This is a genomic window from Pseudonocardia sp. ICBG1034 (genome assembly GCF_020131375.1).
In the GTDB taxonomy this organism is placed as follows: Bacteria; Actinomycetota; Actinomycetes; order Mycobacteriales; family Pseudonocardiaceae; genus Pseudonocardia; species Pseudonocardia alni.
Genome location: NZ_JAHLEK010000015.1, coordinates 2,112,434 through 2,136,828 on the forward strand (window position 1 = coordinate 2,112,434; position 24,395 = coordinate 2,136,828).

26 protein-coding genes and 1 riboswitch are annotated in these 24,395 nt (G+C 76.1%); of the genes, 16 read left to right on the forward strand and 10 right to left on the reverse strand.

Annotation, left to right across the window (positions count from 1 at the left end):
- Nucleotides 1-7 precede the first annotated feature (7 nt).
- From cobO to KPF22_RS11465, 7 genes are all read left to right on the forward strand, one after another.
- Complete coding sequence (gene cobO / locus KPF22_RS11435; RefSeq protein WP_208826315.1) at nucleotides 8-622, forward strand: cob(I)yrinic acid a,c-diamide adenosyltransferase; 615 nt, start codon at nucleotides 8-10, stop codon at nucleotides 620-622.
- Complete coding sequence (locus tag KPF22_RS11440) at nucleotides 616-1,980, forward strand: cobyrinate a,c-diamide synthase (protein WP_224402024.1); 1,365 nt, start codon at nucleotides 616-618, stop codon at nucleotides 1,978-1,980. Before cobO ends, KPF22_RS11440 begins: the two co-directional genes overlap by 7 nt.
- Entirely contained in the window at nucleotides 1,977-2,534 is a 558-nt protein-coding gene (locus KPF22_RS11445; RefSeq protein ID WP_224402025.1) for a cobalamin biosynthesis protein, read from the forward strand. The genes KPF22_RS11440 and KPF22_RS11445 overlap by 4 nt, the downstream gene beginning before the upstream one ends.
- Nucleotides 2,531-3,751, forward strand: coding sequence for a uroporphyrinogen-III C-methyltransferase (gene cobA, locus KPF22_RS11450; RefSeq protein WP_224402026.1), 1,221 nt, complete (start codon nucleotides 2,531-2,533; stop codon nucleotides 3,749-3,751). The genes KPF22_RS11445 and cobA overlap by 4 nt, the downstream gene beginning before the upstream one ends.
- 52 nt (nucleotides 3,752-3,803) lie before the next feature.
- Entirely contained in the window at nucleotides 3,804-4,313 is a 510-nt protein-coding gene (locus KPF22_RS11455) for a MarR family winged helix-turn-helix transcriptional regulator (protein ID WP_083658079.1), read from the forward strand.
- Nucleotides 4,310-5,899, forward strand: a complete 1,590-nt coding sequence (locus tag KPF22_RS11460; protein WP_208826322.1) for a chloride channel protein — start codon at nucleotides 4,310-4,312, stop codon at nucleotides 5,897-5,899. The genes KPF22_RS11455 and KPF22_RS11460 overlap by 4 nt, the downstream gene beginning before the upstream one ends.
- Nucleotides 5,896-6,084, forward strand: a riboswitch (cobalamin riboswitch). Its footprint overlaps the gene before it by 4 nt.
- A gap of 34 nt (nucleotides 6,085-6,118) precedes the next feature.
- A complete protein-coding gene (locus KPF22_RS11465; RefSeq protein WP_224402027.1) occupies nucleotides 6,119-6,490 on the forward strand; it encodes a hypothetical protein in 372 nt (123 codons plus the stop codon).
- A gap of 19 nt (nucleotides 6,491-6,509) precedes the next feature.
- On the opposite strand, the gene KPF22_RS11470 is transcribed toward KPF22_RS11465, so the two are convergent.
- From KPF22_RS11470 to KPF22_RS11480, 3 genes are all read right to left on the reverse strand, one after another.
- Entirely contained in the window at nucleotides 6,510-7,931 is a 1,422-nt protein-coding gene (locus KPF22_RS11470; protein WP_208826331.1) for a DNA polymerase IV, read from the reverse strand.
- Between the two features lie 46 nt (nucleotides 7,932-7,977).
- Entirely contained in the window at nucleotides 7,978-8,685 is a 708-nt protein-coding gene (locus KPF22_RS11475) for a 4'-phosphopantetheinyl transferase superfamily protein (RefSeq protein WP_224402029.1), read from the reverse strand.
- A 123-nt stretch (nucleotides 8,686-8,808) separates the two neighbouring features.
- Nucleotides 8,809-9,018: a hypothetical protein gene (locus KPF22_RS11480; RefSeq protein ID WP_224402030.1), complete on the reverse strand. Its 210-nt coding sequence runs from the start codon at nucleotides 9,016-9,018 to the stop codon at nucleotides 8,809-8,811.
- Between the two features lie 253 nt (nucleotides 9,019-9,271).
- On the opposite strand from KPF22_RS11480, the gene KPF22_RS11485 reads away from it, so the two are divergent.
- Nucleotides 9,272-10,402 (forward strand): FAD-binding oxidoreductase, encoded by a 1,131-nt coding sequence (locus KPF22_RS11485; protein ID WP_224402031.1) that lies wholly within the window; start codon nucleotides 9,272-9,274, stop codon nucleotides 10,400-10,402.
- A gap of 35 nt (nucleotides 10,403-10,437) precedes the next feature.
- On the forward strand, nucleotides 10,438-11,646 hold the full coding sequence (locus KPF22_RS11490; RefSeq protein WP_208824659.1) for a cytochrome P450: 1,209 nt from the start codon (nucleotides 10,438-10,440) through the stop codon (nucleotides 11,644-11,646).
- Nucleotides 11,647-11,752: 106 nt separating this feature from the next.
- On the opposite strand, the gene KPF22_RS11495 is transcribed toward KPF22_RS11490, so the two are convergent.
- The 4 genes from KPF22_RS11495 to KPF22_RS11510 form a co-directional block, all read right to left on the reverse strand.
- Nucleotides 11,753-12,379, reverse strand: a complete 627-nt coding sequence (locus KPF22_RS11495) for a 3-oxoacid CoA-transferase subunit B (protein ID WP_178372860.1) — start codon at nucleotides 12,377-12,379, stop codon at nucleotides 11,753-11,755.
- 2 nt (nucleotides 12,380-12,381) lie between these two features.
- A complete protein-coding gene (locus KPF22_RS11500; RefSeq protein WP_208824663.1) occupies nucleotides 12,382-13,125 on the reverse strand; it encodes a CoA transferase subunit A in 744 nt (247 codons plus the stop codon).
- A gap of 302 nt (nucleotides 13,126-13,427) precedes the next feature.
- A complete protein-coding gene (locus KPF22_RS11505) occupies nucleotides 13,428-14,330 on the reverse strand; it encodes an MOSC domain-containing protein (protein ID WP_224402032.1) in 903 nt (300 codons plus the stop codon).
- A gap of 144 nt (nucleotides 14,331-14,474) precedes the next feature.
- Nucleotides 14,475-15,125 carry an HAD hydrolase-like protein gene (locus tag KPF22_RS11510; protein ID WP_208824667.1) on the reverse strand — a complete coding sequence of 217 codons (651 nt, stop codon included), beginning with the start codon at nucleotides 15,123-15,125 and terminating at the stop codon, nucleotides 14,475-14,477.
- Between the two features lie 75 nt (nucleotides 15,126-15,200).
- Here KPF22_RS11510 and KPF22_RS11515 point away from each other — a divergent pair, with 75 nt between their 5' ends.
- The 6 genes from KPF22_RS11515 to KPF22_RS11540 all read left to right on the forward strand — a co-directional run bounded on the left by KPF22_RS11515 (nucleotide 15,201) and on the right by KPF22_RS11540 (nucleotide 21,763).
- Nucleotides 15,201-16,352: a lyase family protein gene (locus KPF22_RS11515; protein ID WP_208824669.1), complete on the forward strand. Its 1,152-nt coding sequence runs from the start codon at nucleotides 15,201-15,203 to the stop codon at nucleotides 16,350-16,352.
- Entirely contained in the window at nucleotides 16,349-17,152 is an 804-nt protein-coding gene (locus KPF22_RS11520) for an IclR family transcriptional regulator C-terminal domain-containing protein (RefSeq protein ID WP_224402033.1), read from the forward strand. The genes KPF22_RS11515 and KPF22_RS11520 overlap by 4 nt, the downstream gene beginning before the upstream one ends.
- A gap of 67 nt (nucleotides 17,153-17,219) precedes the next feature.
- Nucleotides 17,220-18,356 (forward strand): LLM class flavin-dependent oxidoreductase, encoded by a 1,137-nt coding sequence (locus KPF22_RS11525; RefSeq protein WP_224402034.1) that lies wholly within the window; start codon nucleotides 17,220-17,222, stop codon nucleotides 18,354-18,356.
- A gap of 16 nt (nucleotides 18,357-18,372) precedes the next feature.
- Nucleotides 18,373-19,434 carry a winged helix DNA-binding domain-containing protein gene (locus KPF22_RS11530; protein ID WP_208824670.1) on the forward strand — a complete coding sequence of 354 codons (1,062 nt, stop codon included), beginning with the start codon at nucleotides 18,373-18,375 and terminating at the stop codon, nucleotides 19,432-19,434.
- Nucleotides 19,435-19,448: 14 nt separating this feature from the next.
- The gene (locus tag KPF22_RS11535) at nucleotides 19,449-20,318 is read left to right on the forward strand and encodes a PaaI family thioesterase (protein WP_208824672.1); all 870 of its coding nucleotides are present in this window, start codon (nucleotides 19,449-19,451) and stop codon (nucleotides 20,316-20,318) included.
- A 59-nt stretch (nucleotides 20,319-20,377) separates the two neighbouring features.
- Nucleotides 20,378-21,763, forward strand: coding sequence for an FAD-dependent oxidoreductase (locus tag KPF22_RS11540; RefSeq protein ID WP_208824674.1), 1,386 nt, complete (start codon nucleotides 20,378-20,380; stop codon nucleotides 21,761-21,763).
- Nucleotides 21,764-21,793: 30 nt separating this feature from the next.
- On the opposite strand, the gene KPF22_RS11545 is transcribed toward KPF22_RS11540, so the two are convergent.
- Nucleotides 21,794-22,105: a hypothetical protein gene (locus tag KPF22_RS11545; RefSeq protein ID WP_208824676.1), complete on the reverse strand. Its 312-nt coding sequence runs from the start codon at nucleotides 22,103-22,105 to the stop codon at nucleotides 21,794-21,796.
- Between the two features lie 309 nt (nucleotides 22,106-22,414).
- Between KPF22_RS11545 and KPF22_RS11550 the strand changes: the two genes are divergently transcribed.
- Nucleotides 22,415-22,693, forward strand: a complete 279-nt coding sequence (locus KPF22_RS11550; protein WP_060711495.1) for an Lrp/AsnC family transcriptional regulator — start codon at nucleotides 22,415-22,417, stop codon at nucleotides 22,691-22,693.
- A 16-nt stretch (nucleotides 22,694-22,709) separates the two neighbouring features.
- Here KPF22_RS11550 and trpD read toward each other — a convergent pair whose 3' ends face one another.
- Together trpD and KPF22_RS11560 are read right to left on the reverse strand one after the other, a co-directional pair.
- A complete protein-coding gene (gene trpD, locus KPF22_RS11555) occupies nucleotides 22,710-23,753 on the reverse strand; it encodes an anthranilate phosphoribosyltransferase (RefSeq protein ID WP_224402035.1) in 1,044 nt (347 codons plus the stop codon).
- Between the two features lie 23 nt (nucleotides 23,754-23,776).
- On the reverse strand, nucleotides 23,777-24,172 hold the full coding sequence (locus KPF22_RS11560) for a hypothetical protein (RefSeq protein WP_373324244.1): 396 nt from the start codon (nucleotides 24,170-24,172) through the stop codon (nucleotides 23,777-23,779).
- Nucleotides 24,173-24,395: the final 223 nt, after the last annotated feature.

Below are 24,395 nucleotides of genomic sequence, written 5' to 3' on the forward strand. Positions count from 1 at the left end.
GACCACCGTGCCGCAGGGACAGGTGTCCGTCACGCCCACCGACGGGCTCACCACCCGCCAGCGTCGCAACCGGCCGCTGCTGGTCGTGCACACCGGGGTGATGAAGGGGAAGTCGACCGCGGCGTTCGGGATGGCGCTGCGCGGCTGGAACCAGGGCTGGTCGATCGGGGTGTTCCAGTTCGTGAAGTCCGCGAAGTGGAAGGTCGGCGAGGAGGAGGCGTTCCGCGCCCTGGGCGAGGTCCACTCCCGGACCGGGCAGGGCGGGCCCGTCGAGTGGCACAAGATGGGCTCGGGCTGGTCCTGGTCGCGCAAGGCCGGCAGCGAGACCGACCACGCCGCCGACGCCGCCGAGGGCTGGGCCGAGATCCGCCGCCGGATCGGGACCGAGGCGCACCGCGTCTACGTGCTCGACGAGTTCACCTACCCGCTCAAGTGGGGCTGGATCGACGTCGACGAGGTCGTCGACGTGCTCACGAACCGGCCCGGGCAGCAGCACGTCATCATCACCGGCCGCGACGCCCCGCAGGCCCTGGTCGACGCCGCCGACCTGGTCATGGAGACCACGAAGGTCAAGCACCCGATGGACGCCGGGCAGAAGGGCCAGCGGGGGATCGAGTGGTGAGCACGGCCCGCGCGCTGGTCGTCGCGGCGCCGTCGTCGGGGAGCGGGAAGACCACGGTCGCGACCGGGCTGATGGCCGCGCTGTCGCGGCGCGGCACCCGGGTCGCACCGTTCAAGATCGGGCCGGACTACATCGATCCCGGCTACCACACCCTGGCCGCGGGCCGCCCGGGCCGGAACCTCGACGTCGTCCTGCAGGGCGCCGACCGGCTCGCCCCGCTGGCCCGGCACGGGGCCCGGGACGCCGACGTCGCCGTCGTCGAGGGGGTGATGGGCCTGTTCGACGGCCGCATCGCCGACGGCGCCGGGTCCACCGCACAGGTCGCGGCGGCCCTGGGCGCGCCGGTGGTGCTGGTCGTCGACGTCCGGGGGCAGTCCCGGTCGCTGGCCGCGCTGCTGCACGGTTTCCGCAGCTTCGATGACTCCGTGCAGGTCGCCGGGGTGATCCTGAACCGGGTCGGGTCCGACCGGCACGCGCAGGTCTGCCGGGCCGCGGCCGAGGAGGTCGGGCTCCCGGTGCTGGGCGCGGTCCCGCGCCGTGCCGAGCTGGCGGTGCCCTCGCGGCACCTGGGCCTGGTCACCGCCGCCGAGCACGGCACCGCCGCGACCGCCGCGGTGGACGCGATGGCCGCGCTCGTCGCCGAGCACGTGGACCTGGACGCCGTCCTCGCGCTCGCCCGCCCGCTGCCCGGCGGACCCGTCTGGGACCCGGCGGCCGAGCTCGGGACGGACCCGGTGCCGGGCCGTCCGGTGGTCGCGCTCGCGGGGGGCCCGGCCTTCGGGTTCGGCTACGCCGAGCACGCCGAGCTGCTCAGCGCGGCCGGTGCCGACGTGACGACCTTCGACCCGCTGCGCGACCCCGCGCTCCCGGCGGGCACGGCCGCGCTCGTGCTGCCCGGCGGCTTCCCCGAGGAGCACGTCGGCGCGCTCGGGGACAACGCGCCGCTGCGGGCACAGGTCGCCGCGCTGGCCGCGTCCGGGGCGCCGGTGCACGCCGAGTGCGGCGGGCTGCTGTACCTGTGCCGCGACCTCGACGGGACACCGATGTGCGGGGTCCTCGACGCGTCGGCGGGGATGACACCGCGGCTCACCCTCGGCTACCGCGACGCGGTCGCGGTGTCGGCGTCGCCGCTGTTCGCGGCGGGTGAGCGGGCCGGGGCGCACGAGTTCCACCGGTGCGCGGTCACCCCGAGGGCCGGGGCCACCCCGGCCTGGGCGTGGCGCGGCGGCGAGCCGGAGGGCTACGTCGACGCCCGGGTGCACGCGTCGTTCCTGCACACCCACCCGGCCGGGGTGCCCGGCGCCGTCGCCCGGTTCGTCGCGGCGGCCCGCGCCGGCGCCCCGGCCGCGCTCGCATGATCACCGGCCGGGGAGCGGAGCGTCCGCGGGCCGAGCGCTCCGCTCCACGGCCGGTGGTCACCGTCGGGGTGGGGCTGCGGCCGGGCACGTCCGAGGCCGCGGTACGCGCGCTGCTGGACCGGGTCGCCGCCGCGCACGGGCTGGAGCTCGGGGACGCCGCAGTCGCCACCCTGGACCGGCGGGTGTGGGAACCGGGGTTGCGGGCGGCCGTCGCGCCGCGGGAACCGCACGGGTTCGCGGCCGCCGCGCTGGCCGCGGTCGCGGTGCCGCGGCCGGATGCCCGGGTCGCCGCGGCCGTCGGGACCCCGTCGGTCGCAGAGGCCGCCGCGCTGCTCGCCGCCGGCGACGGGGCCCACCTGGTCGTCGGTAAGACCGCTGGTCAGGGCGTCACCGTCGCCGTGGCCGCCCGATCGGCGGATGTGGGATTGCCCTCCGGGGTCTCCTCCGAAACATGCGGGCCCGGCTATCGTCCGGCGTCGCCGTCGAGCGGGGGGCCCGCGCAGGGAACCGCTGCCACCGCCGGGCGTCGGAGTCCGGGAGAGGAACGTCGTTGAACGCGCACCACGAGCAGTACCTGGTCGGGCTGGACCTGGCCGGCCGCCGGGCCGTCGTCGTCGGTGGGGGACAGGTCGCCCAGCGCCGTGTCGCCCGCCTGATCGCCGCGGGAGCGGTCGTCGAGGTCGTCTCGCCCGAGGTCACCCCGGCGGTCGAGGGCATGGCCTCGGCCGGGGAGATCACCTGGACGGCCCGCCGCTGGACCGACGGCGACCTCGCCGGCGCCTGGTACGCGATCGCGGCCACCGACGAGGCCGCGACCAACGCCGCCGTCGTCGCCGAGGCCGAGCGGGACCGCGTGTTCTGCGTCCGCGCCGACGACGGCGACAAGGGCACCGCGGTCACCCCCGCCACCGGCGGCTACGACGGGCTCACCGTCGGCGTGCTGGCCCGGGGCGCGCACCGGCGGTCCGCGGCCGTGCGCACCGCGCTGGTCGAGGCGCTGGCCGCCGGTGTCGTCGACGAGTCCGCCGAGCCCCCGCAGGCCGGTGTCGCGCTGGTCGGTGGCGGCCCGGGCGACCCGGAGCTGATCACCGTGCGCGGACGGCGGCTGCTGTCCCGCGCCGAGGTCGTCGTCGCCGACCGGCTCGGCCCGCGCGACATCCTCGACGAGCTGTCCCCCGAGGTCGAGGTCATCGACGCCTCGAAGATCCCCTACGGCCGCGCCATGGCCCAGGAGCGGATCAACGAGCTGCTCATCTCCCACGCCCGGGCCGGGAAGTTCGTGGTCCGCCTCAAGGGCGGTGACCCGTTCGTCTACGGCCGCGGGTTCGAGGAGGTCCAGGCGTGCGCCGCGGCCGGGGTGCCGGTGACCGTCGTCCCGGGCATCACCAGCGCCTTCGCCGCACCGGCCGTCGCCGGGACGCCGGTGAGCCACCGCGGGGTCGCGCACGAGATCGTCGTCGTGTCCGGGCACGTCGCGCCGGGTGACCCGCGCAGCCTCACCGACTGGACCGCGCTGGGCCGGATGACCGGCACCATCGTGCTGATGATGGCCGTGGAGCGGCTCGGGAAGTTCGCCGAGGCGCTGATCACCCACGGCCGCCCGGCCGACACCCCGGTGCTGATCGTGCAGGACGGCACCACCCGGATCGAGCGGTCGGTCCGCGCGACGCTGGAGACCGCCGAGCAGGTCGCGGCCGAGCAGGAGATCAGCCCGCCGGCGATCGTCGTGATCGGGCCCGTCGCGGGGCTGCAGGCGCCCGTCGGGGGGTGACCCCGACAACTCGTTGCACACTGCAAGTTTGCAATGTGCAACGATCGCGGGCGTGACGGACGAGATCGATGACGTCGTCGACGCGGTGATGACCGCGAGCCGGGCGATGCTCTCCGTGGTGGCCCGGTCCCTGGCCGCCGCGGGCGAGCACACCGGCGGTGACACGGCCGGCGACGTGACCCTGCCCCAGTACCGCGCGCTGGTCGTGCTGGCCCAGTACGGCACCCGGCGACCGGCCGACCTGGCCAGGGCGCTGACCGTGTCGGCGTCGACGGCGACCCGGATGTGCGACCGGCTGGTGACCCGCGGCCTCGTCGCGCGCACCCGCACCGGTGACGACCGCCGCGAGGTCGCCGTCGCGCTCAGTCCGGCCGGACGGGCGCTCGTCGACGAGGTCACCCGGCTGCGCCGCGCCGAGATGCACCGGCTGCTCGCGACGCTGCCCGCCGCCGAGCGCACCGCGGTCCGCGACGCGCTGCGCCGCTTCGCCGAGGCCGCGGGCGAGGTCGGCGAGACCGACTGGGCCGTCGCGCCCGTGCCCGCCGAGGACGGTGCCCGGTGACCGCGGTCCGCGCGCTGCACCGCGCGCTCGTCGGCACCCGGCCCGGGCTCGTCGGCCTGGCGACGGTCATCGGGATCGGCGCCGGCATCGGGTCGGTGCTGTTCCACGAGCTGATCCTCGGTGTGACGTGGCTGGTCACCGGCCGGGAGGACTTCTCCGACGCCGGCCGGGTCGCCTCGCCGCACCTGCCCGGGCTGGGGGTCTGGTTCCTGCTCGTCGCCCCGGTGCTCGGCGGCCTCGTGTACGGCCCGCTGGTCCAGCGGTTCGCGCCGGAGGCCCGCGGGCACGGGGTGCCGGAGGTGATGCTCGCCGTCGCGCGCCGGGGCGGGCGGATCCCGGCCACCGTCGCCGCGGTGAAGGCGCTCGCGTCGGGGATCTGCATCGGCACCGGCGGCTCCGTCGGCCGGGAGGGCCCGATCGTGCAGATCGGCTCCGCGCTCGGCTCGGCCATCGGGCAGTGGCTGCGGGTGCCCGCCACCCGGCTGGTCCTGATGGTCGCCTGCGGCGCCGCGGGCGGGATCTCCGCGACGTTCGACGCCCCGATCTCCGGGGTGGTGTTCGGCCTGGAGCTGATCCTGCGGTCGTTCAGCGCCGAGGCGTTCGGCGTGCTGGTGATCAGCTCGGTGGTCGCGAACGTCGTCGCCGAGGTGATCGCCGGGGACCGCGCGATCCTGACCCTGCCGCACTTCGACCTGGGCAGCCCCGCGCAGCTGCCGCTCTACGCGCTGCTCGGGCTGCTCGCGGGGCTGCTGGGCTGGGCCTTCGCCCGCATCCTCTACGCCGTCGAGGACGCCTGCGACGCCGTCTGGCGCGGCCCGGAGTGGCTGCGCCCGGCCGCCGGCGGGCTGCTGCTCGGCGCGCTGCTGCTGGCGCTGCCCCAGATGTACGGCGTGGGCTACCCGGTGCTGGAGGCCGCGATCGGCGGCCGGTACGTCGTCGGGTTCCTGCTCCTGCTCGTCGTCGGGAAGATCCTCGCCTCCAGCCTCACCATCGGCATCGGCGGCTCCGGCGGGGTCTTCGCGCCGTCGCTGTTCGTCGGCGGCACCGCCGGGACCGCCTTCGGCTACGCCGCCGCGGGCCTGTTCCCCGCGCTCGACCTGCACCCCGGCGCGTTCGGCCTGGTCGGCATGGCGGCGGTGTTCGCGGGGGCCGCGCACGCCCCGATCACCGCGGTGCTCATCGTGTTCGAGCTCACCGGCGACTACGCCCTGATCCTGCCGCTGATGGCCGCCGTCGTCCTGGCCACCGGCCTGTCGAACCTGGTGTCGCGGGACAACATCTACACGCTCAAGCTGCTGCGACGCGGGATCGACCTCGCCGCCGACACCCCGACCGACGAGGCACTGCGCCGGGTCGTCGTCGCCCAGGTCATGCGGCCCGCCGACGGCACGACGCCCGACCCGGAGCTGCCCGCCCTGGACCCGCACGGCTCCGTGCACGACGTCCTCGGGGTGCTCGCCGCGCACCGGGGCGCCGCGCTGCCCGTGCGGGAGGGGCCGGACGGGCCGCTGCTCGGGACGCTGACCGAGCACGACCTGCTCGACCATCTGCGGGGAGTGGCCGGGCGGGGGACGGTTGACCGCTAACCCGGTCGCGTGATGGGCTCCGGCCGACGACGGAACAGGAAGCCGGTGCGAGTCCGGCGCGGTCCCGCCACTGTCACCGGGGAGTGCCCTCCCCACACCGGCGCCACCGCCCGCGAGGGTGGGAAGGCCGGGGAGGGCGTACCGATCCGGGAGCCAGGACACTGCCCGTCGTCGCGGATTCCCACTGATGAGGGCGCGGACCCTCGAGGAGGACATGCGATGAGCCACGACCTGGCGGTGCTCGGTACCGATCCGTCCGGCGACGACGCGTCCCGCACGGGTGCGCACGACCTGTTGGCCGAGGCCGGGACGGTCTTCGCCTTCCCGCAGGCCGAGTCGACCGCCCTGTTCTACGCCGAGGCGTGGCGGGTCGAGCCGGTCACACCGCGCGACGCCGTCGCCCGGATCGGGGCCTGGGCCGCCGCCGGGCCCGCCGATGCCGCGGTGCTGCTGGTCGGGGGCGACCCCGCGGGCGACGCCGCGCTCGGCGCCGTCCTCGACGGTCTGGCCCGCACCGCTCCCACGCTGCGCGTCCGGATCGCCGAGGGCAGCCGCGTCGCACCGCCGCACCGCAGCCCGCTGATCGGCTGAACCCACCCGGGGCCCGGGCTCAGGCCCGCCAGCTGCCCAGCGGGTCGGCCCGGGTGAGGTCAGGATCGGCGGCGTCGAGCGTGCGGGTGCGGCCGGGGCCGGTGAGCGCGGTCTCGAACCGCACGGTGACCCGCCCGTGCCCGGCGCCCTGGACCCAGCCGTGGCCGTGCTCGGGGTGGGCGACGTCGTCGCCGGCGCGCCAGGGCCGGTCCGGGTCGGGTTCGCGGTCGGGCCGGTCCGGGCGGATCGGGCCGGGCGCGTCGCCGGGCTCCTCGGTCGCGCCGGTCCCGGTGGCCGCGTCGTTCTCCGGAGCTGCGTCGAGCACGGTCACCCCCGCCGCGGCGGCCGGGCGGGCGGCCGCGGGCGGGGCGTCGGGGGCCGGGGCCGTCGTCCACCCGCTCTCCGACGGCACCGCGTCGAACAGCGCCAGTGGCGGCTCGTCGCCGAAGCCGGACACCGACACCCCCAGCAGCCGCACCCCGCCCTCGCCGACGGCGCCCTCGGCCAGCCGCCGGGCCACCGCGACCAGGGTCGCCAGGTCCCGGGTCCCGAAGGGGGTCGTCTCGGACCGGGTGTGGGTGGTGAAGTCCCCGGTCCGCGCCTTCACCGTGACGGTTCGGGCGGTCCGGCCGTCGGCGACCAGGCGCCGGTGCACGGCGACGCAGATCGACTCCACCGCGGTGTGCACCGCGCTCATCGCGGTCAGGTCGGCGTCGAAGGTCGTCTCCGCGCTGATCTGCTTGGCCGCGCCGCGCGGGGCGACCGGACGGTCGTCGACACCGCGGGCCAGGCGGTGCAGCTCGGACCCGACGGCACCGCCCAGCACCCCGGCGACCTCGCGGGCGTCCATCGCGGCGAGCTGTCCGATCGTCTCGATCCCGATCTTCCGCAGTGCCTCGCCGGAGACCGGCCCGATGCCCCACAGCGACCGCACCGGGAGCGGGTCGAGCACGGCGGCCTGCTCGGCGTGGGCGATCACCCGCAGCCCGTCCGGCTTGGCCAGCTCGGAGGCGATCTTCGCGACCTGCTTGCCCGACCCGGCACCCACCGAGGCGGGCAGCCCGGTGCGCTCGCGCACCGCGCCGCGCAGCCGGGTGCCCCACTCCCGCACCCGGTCCGGGGAGGCCCCCACGAGGTCGGGCGGCTCCACGAACGCCTCGTCGACCGACACCGGCTCGAGCACCGGGGAGAACTCGCCGAGGACGGCCATGACCTCCTCGGACAGCGCCTTGTACAGCGAGAACCGGGGCGGCAGGACGGTCGCGTGCGGGCAGCGCCGCCGCGCCTGCCCCATCGGCATCGCCGAGCGGGCCCCGAACACCCGCGCCTGGTAGCTCGCCCCCGCGACGACGCCGCGCGGTCCCGCGCCGCCGACCAGGACCGGCCGGTCGGCCAGGGTGGGCCGGGTCAGCTGTTCGACGGAGGCGAAGAACGCATCCATGTCGAGATGCAGCACCCAGCGGTCGGCCGCCGCGGTCACCTCACCATCACCCGTGCATCGTGCCCCGGCGCACCGACAGGACCGCGTCGCCGTCGGCGACGGTGACGACCGGGGCCACCGGTCCCGCCCCGGCGACGGCGCCCGGGTGGTCGTCGAGGCCGGTGGCGACGTCGGCGACCCACCAGCTCCCGCCGGTGCCGGTCCAGCCCAGCACCCGGGCCGGGGCGTGCGGCGGGGACAGCGTGATCGCGTCCATCGGACTCGACAGGCCCTCGCCGGTGGCCTTGAGCAGCGCCTCCTTGCGGGTCCAGGTGACCAGGAACCCGGTGCCGTCGGGCGTGCCCGCGGCGAGCTCGGCGGGGGAGAGGGCGTGCCGGACGAGACCGTCGAGGCCGGACAGCGGGCGGTGCGCCTCGACGTCGACGCCGACCGGGCCGGTCCCGACCGCGACGCCGACCAGCGAGCCGGAGTGGGTCAGCGAGAACCCGGGGTCGTCGCCGCGCCCGGCCAGGCGAGGCTTGCCGTGCGGCTCCCCGCAGCGACAGGTCCGGTCCAGGACGAGCGCGGCGGGGTCGGCGTCGAGCCGCTCGGCGAGCACGAGCCGGGCCAGGGCGTGCGCGGCGAGGTAGCGGGCGCGGTCCTCGTGCCTGCGCAGTGCGAGGAGCCGCTCGCGTTCATGGGCGTCCAGCAGCGCGACGAGGTCGGCGCGGTCGCCGGGATCGGCCGGGGCGGCCCACCAGACGGTGACGGTCACGGCGTCCAGCCTTCCACGTCGCTCCCGCGCCGGGCCGCACCGCCGGGAGTGATCACGGATCGGGCACGCGGAGGGTCGCCCGCCGACGTCCCCGGTGCCCGATCCGTGATCGTGCCCGTCCCCTCAGCCGCTGCGGCGGGCGGCGAAGTCCGTGCGGACGTGGGCCGGGCGGGCCTGCGGGGCGGGCCCCGCCGTGCGCGGTGCCGGCGGGCCGCCCGGGGCGCCGGACCGGCCGCGCCTCGCCGCGCGACGCTCGGCGCGGTTGGCGGGGGTGGGCGCCCCGGCGGGACCGGTGTCGGCGGTGGGGACAGGGGTGTGTCGGGTCGTGGGCATACGACCTCCTCGGAGCATCGGGTCGGACTCGGACCGGGTGCGGAGGGCCGGTGACGCGCGGGGACGCCGGAAGGGCCGCACGAGGGCGGCGACGGTTCCGGGCCCGGTGGACGTCACGGGCCGGCGGCGGAGCGCGGAGATCGACTCCGCGGGCCGCTCAGAGGAACCGGATCAGCATGGCGGCGACGCTACGACGACCGCCCGGGCCGGGGCCACCGGTTTTCCCGGGGGCCGCCGACCTATCGTCGCGGGCATGGAGACGGCGGACGTGCTGGTGGTCGGCGGCGGCATCGCCGGGGTGTCGGTCGCGTGGGAGCTGGCCGCGCACGCCCGCGTCGTCCTGACCGAGGCCGAGCAGGACCTGCCGGTCCACTCCACCGCCCGCTCGGCCGCCACCTACATCCCCGGCCACGGCTCCGGCCCGTTCCGCGCGCTGATCGACGCCTCCGGGCCGCGATTCGCCGCGCTGCCCGGGCAGCTCGGCACGCCGCCGCTGCTGTCCCCGCGCCCGGTCCTGCACCTCGCCGACGACGAGCAGGCCGCGGACCGCCTCGCCACGACGCTGCGCGAGCAGCACGGTGAGCCCGGCGCCCCGGTCGCCCTGGACCCCGCGCAGGCGTGGCGACGCGCGCCGGTGCTGCGCCGCGCCCCGCGTGCGGCCGCGTGGACCGCCGGCGCCTGCGACGTCGACACCGCGGCCCTGCACGACGGCTACCGGCGCGGGCTGCGCGCCCGCGGTGGCACCGTGCTGCGCGGCGCCCGGGTGGCCGCGCTGGACCGGGACGGCTCCGGCTGGAGCGCGACGACGACCGGCGGGCACCGGGTGCGGGCGGGAGTGGTCGTCGACGCGGCCGGGGCCTGGGCCGACGCGGTGGCGGCGCTGGCCGGCGTACCCGGCGCCGGGCTGACCCCGTACCGGCGCACGATCGCCGCCTGCCCGGTCGGCGACCCGTCGGTGCTCACCGTCGACGGTGCCGTCCTGCCGATGATCGCCGACGCCGCCGAGCGCTGGTACCTCAAGGCCGAGGCGGACGTCGTGCTGGTCTCCCCGGCCGACGAGACCCCGGCCGAGCCGGGCGACGCGCGGCCCGACGAGCTCGACGTCGCCCTCGCCCTGGACCGGGTGGGCTCGGCGACCACGCTCGGGCTGCGGTCGGTCCGGACCGCGTGGGCGGGGCTGCGGACCTTCGCCCCCGACCGCGCCCCGGTGCTGGGCGCGCGCCCGGAGCACCCGGGGTTCTTCTTCGTCGCGGGGCAGGGCGGGTCGGGCATCGAGTCCGCCCCGGCACTGGCGGCGCTGGCCGCCTCGGTCGTCCTGGGCCACCCCGCCCCGGCCGACGTCGAGCTCGACCCGGCTGTGTGCTCGGTCACACGGCCGACGTAAGCGGTCGCTTACCCATGGCTGGCACCATGGTCCCCATGGCGCTGACCACCACCGGCACCGAGACGCACGACCTGTTCTCGGGCGACTTCTGGACCGACCCGCACCCCGCCTACGCGGCCCTGCGCACCGAGGAGCCGGTGCGCGAGCTCGCACTGCCGGACGGCAAGGCGTGGCTGATCAGCCGCTACGCCGACGTCCGTGCGGCGTTCGTCGACCCGCGGCTGAGCAAGGACTGGCGCTGGACGCTCCCCGCCGACCAGCGCGAGGGCCAGCCGGCCGCGCCGATCCCGATGATGATCCTGATGGACCCGCCGGACCACACCCGGCTGCGCAAGCTCGTCGGTCGCTCGTTCACCGTGCGGCGGATGAACGACCTGCAGCCCCGGGTCGAGGAGATCACCCAGGAGCTGCTCGACGCGCTGCCCGCCGAGGGCCCCGTCGACCTCATGCGCCAGTACGCGTTCCTGGTCCCGGTGCTGGTCATCTGCGAGCTGCTGGGGGTGCCCGCCGAGGACCGCGACATGTTCTCGGCATGGTCGTCGGTGATGGTCGACGACTCCCCGCAGGAGGAGAAGTTCGCCGCGATGGGCAGCCTGAACGGCTACCTCGCCGAGCTGATCGAACGCAAGCGCACCGAGCCCGACGACGGCCTGCTGTCCGGCCTGCTCGCCGTCAGCGACGCCGACGGCGACCGCCTGTCGTCCGAGGAGCTCGTCGCGATGGCGACGCTGCTGCTCATCGCCGGGCACGAGACCACGGTCAACCTGATCGGCAACGGCGTGCTCGCCCTGCTGACCCACCCCGAGCAGCGCGCCCGGCTGCAGGCCGACCCGTCGCTGATCACCTCGGCGGTGGAGGAGTTCCTGCGCTTCGAGTCGCCGGTCGCCAACGCCCCGATGCGGTTCGCCAGCGAGGACGTCGAGTACTCCGGGGTGACCATCCCGGCCGGGTCGACCGTCATGCTCGGCCTCGCCGCGGCGAACCGGGACCCGGAGTGGCTGGAGGACCCGGAGCGGCTCGACATCACCCGGGACTCGTCGTCGGGGGTGTTCTTCGGCCACGGCATCCACTTCTGTCTGGGCGCACAGCTCGCCCGCACCGAGGGGCGGGTGGCCATCGGCAAGCTCATCGCCCAGCGGCCGGACCTGGCGCTGGCCGTCGATCCGTCCGAGCTCGTGTACCGCGAGTCGACACTGGTCCGGGGCCTGTCCCGGCTGCCGGTCACACCGGGCGAGCCCGCCTGAGGGCGCCGCCGCCGGGCGCGACCGAGGAGGGTGCGCCCGGCGGGCGGTGTCGGACCGGCCCGGCAGCCGTCGGCGCAGCGGGGCGGTGCCGGCGCAGCGGGCGGTGTCAGCGCAGCGGGGCGCCGGTCTTCTCCCGCACCTCGTCGGCGCCGACGCCGGGCGCGGTCTCGACCAGCTCGAGCCCGTCCGGCGTCACGTCGATGACCGCCAGGTCGGTGACGATCTTCGTGACGCAGCCCAGGCCGGTGATCGGCAGCGAGCAGCGCTCGACGATCTTGGGGGACCCGTCCTTGGAGACGTGGTCCATCATCACGATCACCGAGCGCGCGCCGTGGACGAGGTCCATCGCCCCGCCCATCCCCTTGATCATCTTGCCGGGGATCGCCCAGTTCGCGAGGTCGCCGTTCGCGGCGACCTCCATCCCGCCCAGGACGGCGACGTCGAGCTTCCCGGCCCGGATCTGGCCGAAGCTCTCCGCGGAGCCGAAGAAGGCGGCGCCGTCGGCGACGGTGACGGTCTCCTTGCCGGCGTTGATGAGGTCGGCGTCGACCTCCTCGTCGGTGGGGTAGGGGCCGACGCCGAGGATCCCGTTCTCCGAGTGCAGGACGACCGTCCGGCCCTCGGGGATGTGTCCGGGCACCAGGGTCGGCATGCCGATGCCGAGGTTGACGTACGCGCCGTCGGGCAGCTCGGCCGCGACCCGGGCGGCCATCTCGTCACGGTTGAGGGCCATGGTCAACGCACCGTCCTGAACTCGACCGGCTTCTCGACGCCGGGGACGTGCAGCACGCGGTGCACGTGGATGCCGGGGGTGTGCACCGCGTCGGGGTCGATCTCCCCGGGCTCGACCAGGTGCTCGACCTGGGCGATCGTGGTCCGCCCGGCCGCGGCGCAGTCCGGGTTGAAGTTGCGCGCCGCGCGCCGGAACACCAGGTTTCCGTGCCGGTCGCCCTTCCAGGCGTGGACCAGCGCGAAGTCCGGGGTGAGGGCGCGCTCGAGGACGTAGGTCACGCCGTCGAACTCGCGGGTCTCCTTCGCCGGGGACTCGACGGCGACCGAGCCGTCGGACGCGTAGCGCCAGGGCAGCCCGCCCTCGGCGACCAGCGTGCCGACCCCGGCCGGGGTGTAGAACGCCGGGATGCCCGCGCCACCGGCCCGCAGCCGCTCGGCGAGCGTGCCCTGCGGGGTCAGTTCCAGCTCCAGCTCACCGGCCAGGTACTGGCGGGCGAACTCCTTGTTGTTGCCGACGTAGGAGCCGATCGTCCGCCGGATGCGCCCGGCGGTGAGCAGGGTGCCGAGGCCGAAGCCGTCGACGCCCAGGTTGTTCGAGATCGTCTCCAGGTCCGTCGCGCCCTGCTCCAGCAGTGCCGCGATCAGCACCGTCGGAACCCCGGACATGCCGAACCCGCCGACCGCGAGCGACGCCCCGTCGCCGATGTCGGCGACCGCGTCCGCGGCGGATGCCACCACCTTGTCCATCACGCACCTCCGTCGCCGGCGAGGGTACGCGGTGTACGACAGACGCACAAGCGTTCGCTGTGCGAACACCGTCCGACGGGTCGGGACCCACCCTCCGCGCGCCGAGGTGCAGCTCGGGGGTGTCCGAGAGGCCGACCGGGAGCTCTGAACTGCATCCCGGTGACGTTCCAGGGGCGGGGGTGCCCTCTCACGGTGCCGAGCCCAGCTCAGCGGGGCCCGAGGGTGCCCCGCACCCCGCTGAGCTGCATCTCGGCGACCGCCGCCGTCGCGGCGCACCGTCGGCCGGGCGGGCGCGGCGTGGGTCAGGCCGGGGCGGGGGCGGTGTGCGGGTCCCCGACGGCGATCTCCCCGCCCGCGGCGACCTCGGCGTAGACCCCGGCGCACGCCCAGACCCCGCCGACCTGCGGGATCTCGATGCGGTTGTTCTTCGCGATCGTCCGCAGGGTGTCCGGGTCGTCGGGCAGGTCGCCCTGGGGGAGCGTGGTCATGACGCAGCGCATGGTGGCGAAGGAGAACGTGATCCGGGCGTCGTCGCCCAGGGCGCTGGTGCTGCCGGGCCAGTCGTTCTCGACGAAGCCCGCCCCTTCGTCGCGCAGCACGATGTTGGGGCGGTAGCGGAGCGGGTCGAAGGTCGCGTCCGGGTTCAGCTCCCGCAGCCGGTCCAGCGTCGACTCGGTGAGCACGTGCAGCGACGACAGGTCGAAGAACGTGCCCGGCGCCCCGAACGCGGAGATGTCGAACCGGCTGATGACCTCGCCGGAGTCCTCGTGCCGGGTCGTCGTGTCCTCGATGAGCTTGCGCGGCGCGAGCTGCTGCGGGGTGAGGCCCTCGATGTCGGGCCACAGCTCCTCGAAGTAGCTCCCCTCCGGGGGGACCGAGATCAGCGAGACGTCGCGGCCCAGCGCCGCGGAGAGCGCGGCGTCGAGGCCCTCGTCGTCGCTGCGCAGCACCGAGCCGTCCGGGAAGGTGATCTCCACCGGTGGGGTGGGCTCCCCGACGGCCGGCTCGGCCACGAACCGTGCGGAGAAGCTCAGCAGGCCCAGCCAGCGCTTGGGCACCTTGGCGCTGGCGATGATGCCGGTCCCGTTGTCGAGCACCGCGTAGGCGCGGTCGCCGAGCAGCCCCCGTTCGGTGATGGTGGCCCGGGTCAGGGACTCCCCGAGCATCGACTTGACCGGATAGCGGTAGAGCGCTGCGACCGTCATGTCCGGTGTATATCGGCCCGTCCGTTCGACGTGCACGGCCCGAACGGACGGGCCCGCGGGAGCGGTCCTCAGCTGAGGACGCTCCTCCGGTCGACGGCCGCAGATGCGCGGCCCTCGGCGCCCGATTCACCCGGACGTCGCAGCTCAGTGGCCGAGCAGTGCCGCCCGCAGCTCGTCGGCGGAGGCGTACACCGTCGTGGCGCCCGCGGCCTCCAGCTCGCCCGGCTCGGCGTAGCCCCAGCCCGCTCCGGCACAACGGAGGCCGTGCTCGGCGGCGCCCTCGACGTCGTGCAGCCGGTCGCCGACCATCAGCGGCTCGTCCGCGCCCGAGGGGGACCCGAGCCGGCGCAGCGCCTCGGCGACGACGGCGCCCTTGGTCGGCCGGTCCGCGGCGCGGGTGTCGCCGACGATCTCGGCGAACAGGTCGGTCCAGCCGTGGTGGGCGAGGATCTTGCGGGCCGAGGTCTCGCCCTTGCTGGTGGCCAGGGCCATCGTCACGCCGGCCGCGGACAGGGCACGCAGCAGCTCCGTGACGCCGGGGTAGGGCGTGCAGTCCAGGCAGCCGTCCTCGTCGCCGTAGAGGCGCCGGTACACCGGCAGCACGGCGGCGGTGCCCTCGTCGCCGAGGATCGGGGGCAGGCTGCGGTAGAGCGGCGGACCGAGCAGGTGTGTGCCGAGCGCGGACTCGGGGACGTCCAGGCCCACCTCGTCGATCGCGCGGCGCATCGAGCCGAGGATGCCGGGGGCGGAGTCGACGAGGGTGCCGTCGAGGTCGAGCAGGATGTGGGTCAGCACGTCGGGTCATTCTGCCTCCCGGGAGACCCGGCCGTCCCTTCTCCCCGAACGGTCGCAGGTCGTACACTTGTACGCATGGCGAACACACTGCTCGGGCCGCTGTCCGGCACCGACCGGGTCGACGGCCTGCTCGACGACGGCGCGTGGATCGCCGCCCTGCTGGAGGTCGAACTGGCGCTGTCGGCGGTCGCCGCCGAGCAGGGCGCGGTCACCGAGCACGACGCCGACGCGGTGGAACGCGCCGTCGCCGCCGTCGCGGGCGTCGACCCGCACGCGCTGGCCGCCGAGTCGGTCGAGGGCGGCAACCCGGTGATCCCGCTGGTCAAGCGGCTCAAGGCGGCCGCGGCGCGGATCCAGCCCGGCGCCGAGCGCGCGGTGCACCCGGGCGCCACCAGCCAGGACGTCATGGACACCGCGCTGATGCTGCTCACCCGACGGGCCGGGCACCGCGTCGTCGCCGACCTCACCGCCTGCGCCGACGCCGCGGCCGCGCTCGCCGCCACCCACCGCGACACCCCGTGCGCCGCCCGCACCCTCGGCCAGCAGGCGCTGCCCACCACCTTCGGCCTCGTCGCCGCCACCTGGTGCACCGGGCTGGACCGGGCCCGCACCGGGCTCGACCGGGTGCTCACCGCGCTGCCGGTCTCCTACGGCGGCGCCGCGGGCACCCTCGCGGCCGTCCACCCGTTCGGCCCGGCCGTCGCCGACGCGCTGGCCGCGCGGCTCGGCCTCGCCCCGCAGGGCGTGCCGTGGCACACCGAACGCAGCCGCATCGGCGAGCTCGCCGGGGCGCTCGGTGTCGCCGCCGGGGCCTGCGCCAAGCCCGCGGGCGACGTCGTGCTGCTGTCCGCCACCGAGCTCGGCGAGGTGTCGGAGTCCGCGCCGGGGGACTCGTCGTCGATGCCGCACAAGCGCAACCCGGCCGCGGCCGTCACCGCCCGAGGCGCCGCGAAGCGCGCCCCCGGCCTGGTCGCGACGCTGCTCGCCGGCGCCGAGCAGGAGTTCCAGCGTGCCGCCGGTGCCTGGCACGCGGAATGGGAGACGCTCGTCGCGCTGCTGCGGGTCACCGCGGGCGCCGCGGCCCGGCTGCGGGTGAGCCTGGAGGGACTGCAGGTGCACCCCGAGGCGATGGCCCGCAACCTCGACCTCGCCGCGGGCGCCCAGGGCCACGGCACCGGGCACGCCGCCGACCTGGTCGACACCGTCCTCGCCGGGCGGCCGGCGTGAGCACCCCCGAGGACGTGGGCGCCCCGCGCACCGAGCAGGTCCGCTCGCTGGCCAGGGGGCTGGCCGTCATCCGGTCCTTCGACGCGCAGCGCCCGCAGCAGACCCTCGCCGACGTCGCCCGTGCCACCGGGCTCACCCGCGCCGCGGCGCGCCGGTTCCTGCTCACCCTGGCCGAGGAGGGCTACGTCCGCACCGACGGCAGGCTGTTCACCCTCACCCCGCGGGTGCTCGAGCTCGGCTGGTCCTACCTGTCCGCGATGGGCCTGCCCGAGATCGCGGCCCCGCACCTGGAGCGCCTGGTCGCCACGGTGCGCGAGTCCGCGTCGGTGTCGGTCCTCGACGGCGACCCGCACACCGGATACGACGTCGTCTACGTCGCCCGCGTCCCCACCTCGCGGATCATGACCGTCACCATCACCATCGGGACCCGCTTCCCGGCCTGGGCGACGTCGATGGGCCGCGTCCTGCTCGCCGCGCTCCCGCCCGCCACCCTCGACTCCTACCTCGGCGCGCTGGAGCCCGCGGCGCTGACCGCGCACACCGTCTCGACGCCCGGGCAGCTGCGCACCGAGCTGGACCGGGTCCGCACCGACGGGCACTGCGTCGTCGACCAGGAGCTGGAGGCCGGGCTGCGCTCGGTCGCGGTGCCCGTCCACGACCGCGCCGGGAGGGTCGTCGCGGCCGCGAACGTCTCCACCCACGCCTCCCGCAACGACGCCGACGGCCTGCGCGCCGACATCCTGCCCGAGCTGCGCGCCTGTGCCGCCGCGATCGAGGCGGACCTGCGTGCCGCCGGGTGACCGGGAACAGACCGCGCCCGCGGTGGGTTGGCCCTCCCAGGAGCTGATCACGAGCGACGGAGGCACGGTGAGCGGACGTCTGCACCTGGCGGTCGAACTCGGAGCGGCGGGGCGTCACCCCGGCGCGTGGCGGCTCGGCGGCGCCGACCCGGCCCGGCTGTTCACCGCCCCGTACCACCTGGACCTGGTCCGCACCGCGGCGCGCGGCGGGCTCGACCTCGTCGCGCTGCCCGACTCGCTGCAGCCGCCCGGGGCCGACCCGGCCGCACTGCCCGGCACCCTCGACGCCGTCGCCGTCGCCGCGCGGGTCGCGCCCGCCGTCCCCGGTATCGGGGTCGTGCCGACGGTGACGGTCACCCACACCGAGCCGTTCCACCTGTCCAAGGCCGTCGCCACCCTGGACTTCGTGTCCACCGGGCGGGCCGGCTGGCAGCCCGACGTGTCGCGCACGCAGGCCGAGGCCGACCTGTTCGGCCGTGCGCGCGCCGACCGCGACGCGGCCTCGCTCTGGCGGGAGGCCGGCGAGGCGATCGAGGTCGCCGCCCGGCTGTGGGACTCCTGGGAGGACGACGCCGAGATCCGCGACGCCGCCACCGGCCGCTTCGTCGACCGCGACCGGCTCCACCACATCGACTTCACCGGCGAGTTCTTCTCCGTGACCGGACCGTCGATCACCCCGCGCCCGCCGCAGGGGCAGCCCCTGACCGTTCTGCGCGGCGACGAGACCGAGGCGCTGGCGACCGTGGGCCGCTACGCCGACGTCGTCCGGGTCGCGGCCGACACGGTCGCCGGTGCCGCCGAGGCCCGGGACCGGGTGCGTGCCGCCGTCGCCGACGCCGGGCGCCACCCCGAGCAGGTCACCGTGCTGCTCGACGTCGAGATCCTGCTGGGCGACGACGCCGCCGCGCGGCTGCGCGAGCTCGACGCACTCGCCCCCGCGGACGCCGACACCGCCCCGGCGACGCTGCGCCACGTCGGCGACCCGGCCGCACTCGCCGCCCTGCTGCGCGACGCCGCAGAGGAGCGCGCCGCCGACGGGTTCGTCCTGGTCCCGCTGGCGCTGCCGTCCGGGGTGGACGAGATCGTCGACGGCCTGCTGCCCGCACTCGGCGACGCCTGGACGCCCGCCCCCTACGACGGCACGCTGCGCGACCGCTTCGGGCTCGCCCGCCCCGCGGACCGGTACACCCGGACGGCGGGCTGACCGGCACACTCGCCGGGTGCGCGTCCTCACCGCCGACGACCGGCTGCGGGCCCTGCTCGCCCGCCAGCTCCTCACCGGGCGAGCGGCCCTGACGGTGCCGCGCGCCCTGGAGCGCATCGGCGGGCTGCAGACCCAGCACGCCCCGTCGGGCTACCTCGGACTCTGGTCGCGGCTCATCGGCTTCGAGCGGCCCGCACTGACCGCGATGCTCCACGACGGACGCGTCGTACAGGCCTGGGCGATGCGCTCGACCATCCACATGCTCAGCCGCCGCGACCACCGGGTGTTCACCGCCGCCGTCCGCGCCGAGCAGCGCGCGGACTGGCTGCGGCTGTCCCGCGACGTCACCGACGCCGACATGACCGCCGCCGCACGCGTCGTCGGCGGGCTGCTGGCCGACGGGCCGCGCCGGCACGCCGAGATCACCGCCGCACTCGCCGACGCGGGCCTGCCCGCGGGCGTCTTCCCCGGCGTGCAGCACTGGATCGGGCTCGTGCGGGTCCCGCCCGCCGGCACCTGGGCGACCCCGCGCGCCCACGTCTACGGCCTCGCCGCGCCCGGCCCGGAGCCCGGCCCCGCCGCGGCACGGGCCGCGCTGGCCCGCCGCTACCTGCGGGCCTTCGGGCCCGCGTCCGCGCCGGACGTCGCGCGGTTCGCCGGCTGGCCGGTCCGCGTCGCCCGCGCAGCCCTGGCGGGGGAGGACCTGCGCCCCCTTGCCGCCGAGGACGGCACCGCGCTGCTCGACGTGCCGCGCGCCCCGCTGCCCGGGCCCGGCTCCCCGCTGCCGGTGCGCTTCCTCGGCCCCTACGACGCGGTGCTGCTGCTCGGGCACGCCGCGGCCACCGGGATCGTGCCCGCCGAGCACCGCCACCACGTGTTCGCCACGACCCGGCCCCGCTCGGCGCCGGTGTTCCTGCTGCACGGCCGGGTCGCCGGCACCTGGGAGCACCGCGACGGCCGCGTCGCCACCACCCCGTTCACCCCGCTCGACGCCGCCGACCGGCGCGCCGTCGACGACGAGGCCGAGCTGCTCACCGCCTGGTACCGGGACCCGGGGCCGGGAGCGCCCCCGGCGTGACGCACGATGGGATCATGACCGGCACGACGCAGCCGAAGCCGACCAGGCCCGCACCGGGCACCCGGGAGCGGCTGCGGCGCGCGCCGGTCGAGTCCGGTCTCGGGATGGCGCCCGACCCGTCGTCGACCCCGGAACGCGTGGTGGTGCGCGCCCCGCTGCACGACGGCGTCCGCACCGCCGACGGCCGGGTCCTCCCGGTGCTCCCGGCACTGCTGGCCGACGCGGGCCTCGGCTACCTCGTCTTCTCCACGGCGCGGCTCACCGGAGGCGCGCCCACGGTCGACCTGCGCCTGGACGCGGCCGGGGTCCCCGCACCGGACGCGCGGTGGCTGCGCGCCGAGCTGACGCTGCTGCACCTCGACGACGAGGTCGGCGTCGGCCGGGCCGAGATGCGCGACGACACCGGGGTCGCCGTCGCGCACGTCGTCGCCACCTTCGCGCTGACCGGTGCCCCCGCGGGCCCCGGCGGGCTCGCGACCGCGCCCGCGCCCGCGACGGGGACCACCGACGCCGGCACCGACGCCCGGGCCGCGCTGCCGCCGTTCGACGCCACCCGGCTGCGGACCGAGCACCTCGAGCGCGACGCCGACGGCGACGTCGTGTTCACCCCCGGCCCGTCGACGACGAACCTCAACGGCACCACCCACGGTGCGGTCCTGTCCGGACTCGCCGCCGCGGTCCAGTCCGCGCACCCCGGCGCCGCGGACGCCCGGCCGTTGTCCACGACGGTGGAGTTCCTGCGCCCGGTGCAGGTCACCGACCGGTTGCGGGCCCGCACCGTCGTGATCCGCGACGGCCGCCGCTTCCGCACCCTGGGCACGGAGCTGCTGCTGCCCGACGGACGGGCCGCGGTGCGCGCCGTCGGCACCGCACTGCGCCGATGATCGCCCGGACGGGTCGTCGCTGTTAGCGTCGTCACCGTCCCCGGCTCGGAGGTGCGCACGTGTCGACCCCGCAGGTCCCCGCCCCACGACCCCACCGGATCGCCGTCATCGGGTCCGGACCGTCCGGCCTGTACACGGCCGAGGCGCTGCTGGCGGGTGACCCGTCGGTGCACGTCGACGTGATCGACCGGCTGCCCGCGCCCTACGGTCTGGTCCGCTACGGCGTCGCCCCCGACCACGTGAAGATGAAGTCGGTGATCCGCGCGCTGGTGCGGACCTTCGACGACGGCGACCGCGTCCGGTTCCTCGGCAATGTCCACGTCGGCCCCGGCGGCATCCCGGGGGAGGCGCTGCGGGAGCATTACCACGCCGTCGTGCACGCGACGGGCAGCGCGGTCGACCGCGACCTCGGCGTCCCGGGGGAGGATCTCGCGGGCTCGGTCGGCTCCGGTGCGTTCGTGTCCTGGTACTGCGGGCACCCCGACGCGGTCGGTCCCGGCCCGCTGCTCGACCGCCCCGGCGTGGTCGTGGTCGGCGCGGGGAACGTCGCCGTCGACGTCGCGCGGGTCCTGGCCCGCCCCGCCGACGACCTCGCCGCCACCGACGCGCACGACGCGGTGCTCGACGCGCTGCGGGCGAGCGCGGTCACCGACGTGCACGTACTGGTCCGGCGCGACCCGCTGCACGTGAAGTTCACCCCCGCCGAGCTGCGCGGTCTCGGCGGCCTCGACGACGTCGACGTCGTGGTGCACGACGACGGCCTGCTCGCCGCGGGCGTGGCCGAGCCGGAGGAACGCCGGATGCGCCAGAACATCGAGATGCTCACCGAATGGGCCCGCCGGTCCTCCACCGGCGCGTCCCGGCGGATCCACCTGCGGTTCCTGCGGTCCCCGGTCCGGCTCGTCGACGACGGAACCGGCCGGGTCGGCGCCGTCGAGATCGAACGCAACGCCCTCGGCGACGACGGCCGGGTGCGCGGCACGGGGGAGCGGGAGACCCTGGAGGCGGGCCTGGTCGTGCGGGCCATCGGCTACGCGGGCGAGCCCATCGAGGGGCTGCCGTTCGACGCGGCCACCGGCACCGTCCCGCACGAGGCGGGACGGGTGCTGCTCGGCGGGGAGCCGGTGCGCGGCAGCTACGTGGCCGGGTGGATCAAACGGGGCCCGACCGGGGTGATCGGCACCAACAAGGGCGACGGCGCGCAGACCGCGGAGTCGGTGCTGGCCGACCTGCCGACCCTGTCGACGCCGCCGCGGCCGGGCGGCGTCGCCGTCGTCGAGCGGATGCGCTCCTACGGCGTCGACCCCGTGCTGTGGGAGGACTGGCTGCGTCTCGACGCCGCCGAACTCGCCCTGGGGGAGCGGCGCGGCGGCACCGACCGGGTCAAGATCGCGGACCGGGCGGAGATGCTGGACGCCGCCCGCCGCCACAGCTCGCGGTCGTAGCGGCCGGTTCCCGCACGGGCGCCGTACGGCTCAGTACGGGTCGACCGCCATGACGCAGGACATCGCGCCCATGCCGCGGGAGAAGTCGTCGGCCTCGTCGGGGGTCATCGACATGGTGCAGGTGACCGAGCTGTAGGCGACGCCCTCACGGACGTCGACGCAGAACTCGCGCAGCGTGCGGCCACAGCTCTGCAGCGCCGAGGCGATCTGCATGACCCCGGCCATCCCGTCGCCGGTGACGACGGTGTGCCGGCGGGGCATCCGGGACGCGATGTCCGCGGCGCCACCGGAACCGGTGGGGAAGGTGAAGGTGGTGGTGGGACGGTCGGCGGTGATGCTCATGATCGTGTGGCTCCATGCGTTGCGCGAGAGAGAAGCGGGAACGCGAGCCAGGTCTCGTGGATCCTCACCGCGGTGTGCGGGAGGGAAGCGCCGGGATTGCGGCGCGGGCGCGTCGGCGGCCTGGATCAGCCGACGCGCAGTGCTACTACCGCGAGAAGTCGTGCGGGCAGCGCTGCGGCCGGAGCAAGGGTGTGCTCGACGGTGCGCATGACGATCACACTAGCAACCGGATGCGGCCTGCGCCACAGGGGATGCCCCCACTAGCCTCATCGGTGTCCGCCACGCCCTGACCCGAGGGGGAGCCCCACCGTGATCACCGCGATCGTCCTGGTGCACACCGCCGCCGACCGGATCCCCGAGACCGCGCAGGCCATCGCGGACCTCGACGGCGTCTCGGAGGTCTACTCCTGCGCCGGTGACGTGGACCTGATCGCGATCGTCAAGGTGCGCGAGCACGAGCAGCTCGCCGACGTGATCGCCAGCCGGCTCAGCCGGATCGACGGCGTCGTCGGGACCGACACCCACATCGCGTTCCGGTCCTACTCCAAGGCCGACACCGACGCCGCGTTCGCCATCGGGCTCGACTGAGCCCGGCCCCCGCGGGTCAGGCCGACGCGAGCTCGGTCGAGAGCGCGGCCCAGCGGGCCAGCAGGTCCGCGGCCGCACCGGAGTCCACCGCCCCGGCGACGGCCTCGAGCGCCGCCCCGACCGACGCGGTGAGGTCCGCACCGACCCCGCGGTGCGCGGCGAGCGCCCCGGCGGCGTTGAGCAGCACGGCGTCGCGCACCGGTCCGGTCTTACCGGCCACCAGGTCGCGGACGACGGCGGCGTTGACCTGCCGGGTGCCGCCGCGCAGGTCCTCGGCGGTGGCCACACCGACCCCGAGGTCGGCCGGGTCGAGCCGCTCCTCGCGGACGGTGCCGCCGTCGCTGATCCAGACGGTGCTGCGCCCGGTGGTGGTCAGCTCGTCCAGCCCGTCGTCGCCGCGCACCACCAGTACCGACTTGCCGCGCCGGGCGAAGACCTCGGCCATCGTCGCGGCGTGCCGGGGGTCGGCGCAGCCGATCAGGCCGGTCTCCGGCTGGGCCGGGTTGGACAGCGGCCCGAGCAGGTTCATCGCGGTCGGGACGCCGAGCTCGCGACGGACCCCGCCGGCGTAGCGCATGGCGGGGTGGAAGGACTGCGCGAAGCAGAACGCGATCCCCAGCTCCGCGGCGCACCGCTCGACCGCGGACGGGGTCAGCTCGATCGCGACGCCCAGCTCCTCCAGCACGTCGGCCGTCCCGCACTGCGACGACGCCGCGCGCCCGCCGTGCTTGACCACCGGCGCACCCGCCGCCGCGACGACGATCGCCGCCATCGTGGAGATGTTCACCGTGTGCGCCTGGTCCCCGCCGGTGCCGACGACGTCGACCGAGCGCCCGGGCACGTGCACCCGCAGCGCGTGGGCCAGCATCGCGTCGGCCATGCCCGAGATCTCCGCGGGTGTCTCGCCCTTCGCGCGCAGCGCCACGAGGAACCCGGCGAGCTGCGCCGGGGTCGCCTCGCCGGCGAAGACCTGACCCATCGCCCAGGTCGCCTCGTCGGCGGTGACGTCCTCGCCGCGCATCAGGCGGCCGATCACGGAGGGCCAGGTGGGTGCGCTCACGACGTGAGGTGTCCTCTGTCTCGCTACTGCTGCGGGGTCAGGGTGCCGGGCCGGTGGTCGCGCAGGACCTGCGCGACGACCTCGGCCGCCTCGATCGGGTCGAGCGGGTGCACGAGCACGGCGTCCGCCTCCGACCAGGTGGCGAGCCAGCGGTCGTCCCGGCGGCGGACGGTCAGCACGATCGGGGGGCAGTCGACGATCTCGTGACGCAGCTGCTTGGCCACGCCCATCCCACCGGTCGGCTGCGCCTCGCCGTCGAGGACCAGCAGGTCGGCCTCACCGGCGTCGCAGGCCGCGAGGACCTCGGCGATGCCGGCCGCCTCCACCCAGCGCACCCGGCCCACGTCCGGAGCGGGCCGCCGCCCGACCGCCTCGATGATGCTCTCGCGGACCTCGGGACGGTGGCTGTAGACCAGCACCGTGCTGGTCCCCGTCACCGATCCGGCCGCGCTGCCGATCTCTGCCGCTCGTCCGCTCACGCCGGGGATACTAGGGGAACCCTCCGTCGCCCCCGAACGTTGTCGTGCCGGCGGTCCGGGACGGGGCCGCCCGGTCGCCCCGACCTGGCGAAGCGTTGCCGATCATGGGGTCCGTTCGCCGATCGTGATGTGGCGAGGGGTATCCCGACAAGCCGTAGAAGTT

Excerpts from the sequence above, each read along its gene's own strand:
- KPF22_RS11545 (WP_208824676.1), bottom strand. The coding sequence starts at position 22,105 with ATGAGCATCACCGCCGACCGTCCCACCACCACCTTCACCTTCCCCACC.
- KPF22_RS11480 (WP_224402030.1), bottom strand. The coding sequence starts at position 9,018 with ATGCCCACGACCCGACACACCCCTGTCCCCACCGCCGACACCGGTCCC.
- KPF22_RS11445 (WP_224402025.1), top strand. The coding sequence starts at position 1,977 with ATGATCACCGGCCGGGGAGCGGAGCGTCCGCGGGCCGAGCGCTCCGCT.
- KPF22_RS11505 (WP_224402032.1), bottom strand. The coding sequence starts at position 14,330 with ATGACGGTCGCAGCGCTCTACCGCTATCCGGTCAAGTCGATGCTCGGG.
- KPF22_RS11535 (WP_208824672.1), top strand. The coding sequence starts at position 19,449 with ATGACCGGCACGACGCAGCCGAAGCCGACCAGGCCCGCACCGGGCACC.
- KPF22_RS11495 (WP_178372860.1), bottom strand. The coding sequence starts at position 12,379 with ATGGCCCTCAACCGTGACGAGATGGCCGCCCGGGTCGCGGCCGAGCTG.
- KPF22_RS11500 (WP_208824663.1), bottom strand. The coding sequence starts at position 13,125 with ATGGACAAGGTGGTGGCATCCGCCGCGGACGCGGTCGCCGACATCGGC.
- KPF22_RS11515 (WP_208824669.1), top strand. The coding sequence starts at position 15,201 with ATGGCGAACACACTGCTCGGGCCGCTGTCCGGCACCGACCGGGTCGAC.
- KPF22_RS11490 (WP_208824659.1), top strand. The coding sequence starts at position 10,438 with ATGGCGCTGACCACCACCGGCACCGAGACGCACGACCTGTTCTCGGGC.
- KPF22_RS11470 (WP_208826331.1), bottom strand. The coding sequence starts at position 7,931 with ATGGATGCGTTCTTCGCCTCCGTCGAACAGCTGACCCGGCCCACCCTG.
- KPF22_RS11465 (WP_224402027.1), top strand. The coding sequence starts at position 6,119 with ATGAGCCACGACCTGGCGGTGCTCGGTACCGATCCGTCCGGCGACGAC.
- KPF22_RS11485 (WP_224402031.1), top strand. The coding sequence starts at position 9,272 with ATGGAGACGGCGGACGTGCTGGTGGTCGGCGGCGGCATCGCCGGGGTG.